At 49.9% G+C, this 1643-nt stretch carries 2 tRNA genes and 2 rRNA genes; all 4 read right to left on the bottom strand.

The window, feature by feature from the left end:
• Positions 1-564, bottom strand: a 23S ribosomal RNA gene (locus WBC85_RS06305); the annotation flags it as partial.
• A 443-nt stretch (positions 565-1007) separates the two neighbouring features.
• A tRNA-Ala gene (locus WBC85_RS06310) sits at positions 1008-1083 on the bottom strand.
• 7 nt (positions 1084-1090) lie between these two features.
• Positions 1091-1167 (bottom strand) — tRNA-Ile (locus WBC85_RS06315).
• A 262-nt stretch (positions 1168-1429) separates the two neighbouring features.
• Positions 1430-1643 (bottom strand): 16S ribosomal RNA (locus WBC85_RS06320); the annotation flags it as partial.

Raw genomic sequence — 1643 nt, forward strand, 5'->3', positions numbered from 1 at the left:
ACTGATTGTAGGCGTTCGGTTTCAGGTACTGTTTCACTCCCCTCGTCGGGGTGCTTTTCACCTTTCCCTCACGGTACTGGTTCACTATCGGTCAGTAAGGAGTACTTAGCCTTCGAAGGTGGTCCTCCGATCTTCAGACAGAATTTCACGTGTTCCGCCCTACTTAATACGTCCTATCGTGCTTCTTATACGGGACTGTCACCCACTATGGTTGGCCATTCCAGACCATTCTAATCACATTCAAGGCTCGGCTGGTCCCCGTTCGCTCGCCGCTACTAGGGGAGTATCAATTGATGTCCTTTCCTCCGGGTACTTAGATGTTTCAGTTCCCCGGGTTTGCTCTTATAAACCTATGTATTCAGTCTATAAGTACCTGGTTTTACACCCTGATAACCATCCAACCGAAGCTGGATAATAACAGAATATAATCAGGTGGGTTGCCCCATTCGGAAATCCATGTATCAAAGCCTATTCTCGGCTCCACATAGCTTATCGCAGAGTATCACGTCCTTCATCGCCTCTTACTGCCAAGGCATTCACCAAACGCCCTTCTCGCGCTTGATTTGATCCAGAAAGAGCAAGACTTACGCCCTGCAGGGATCCGCAAGCTGGTAAGCAACGGATCCACGCTTTCCAAACCAAAAGCATACATTTTCCCGCCCATATCTTTAGATATGGACAATGAGTGGTTCTATCCGTGGCACCATCCGTGCAGGAGGTAACCACAAAACCACTCTGGTTAGTGTACTTGACTTGGACAACCTGTTCGTTTCAGGCGGGATATTCGAATAAGTCCGAGGAAAAGGACCGATAAGAACCTTCTTAAACCCGAAGGCCTAAGAACCACGCTGAGATGATTGCGTTACTCCGCAACATCAAACAGTGTTGTTAATTTTTCTCTATATACGATGTGAAGTTCATCCAATCGGATGAGCAAACACTCGAAAGTGCTTGCTGATACGATTGAGCAATGCAGGCTTAACGTCCTTTGCTATGCAAAGTTGTTTTGGTGGAGCCTAGGAGGATCGAACTCCTGACCTCCTGAATGCAAATCAGGCGCTCTCCCAGCTGAGCTAAGGCCCCAAAAATTTGGTGGGTCGAGGAGGACTTGAACCTCCGACCTCACGCTTATCAGGCGTGCGCTCTAACCACCTGAGCTACCGACCCAGTTGATTTTGCATAGCAAAATCGACGTCGCGCTGACAGATGATTGCAAAGCAAACACCCGGAAGCGCCGCTACCAGATACGGTAACAGGTATCCACCACGCCGACGCTTAGTTCGACGTATGTCTGAAGAGATATGAGGACGGCTCGGTCCGACCAGATCACGAAGGAAAACGTGTCTGGCAATATATGAGCAGCTTTGTTTGCTGCTCTGCTAAGTGTTTCTAGAGATAAGCAAGCTTATCTGACCGGAAACATCCTTAGAAAGGAGGTGATCCAGCCGCAGGTTCCCCTACGGCTACCTTGTTACGACTTCACCCCAGTCGCTGATCCTACCGTGGCCGCCTGCCCCCCGAAGGTTAGCGCAGCGTCGTCGGGTAGAACCAACTCCCATGGTGTGACGGGCGGTGTGTACAAGGCCCGGGAACGTATTCACCGCGTCATGCTGTTACGCGATTACTAGCGATTCCGACTTCAT

This window comes from Planktotalea sp., assembly GCF_049680325.1.
GTDB lineage: Bacteria > Pseudomonadota > Alphaproteobacteria > Rhodobacterales > Rhodobacteraceae > Planktotalea.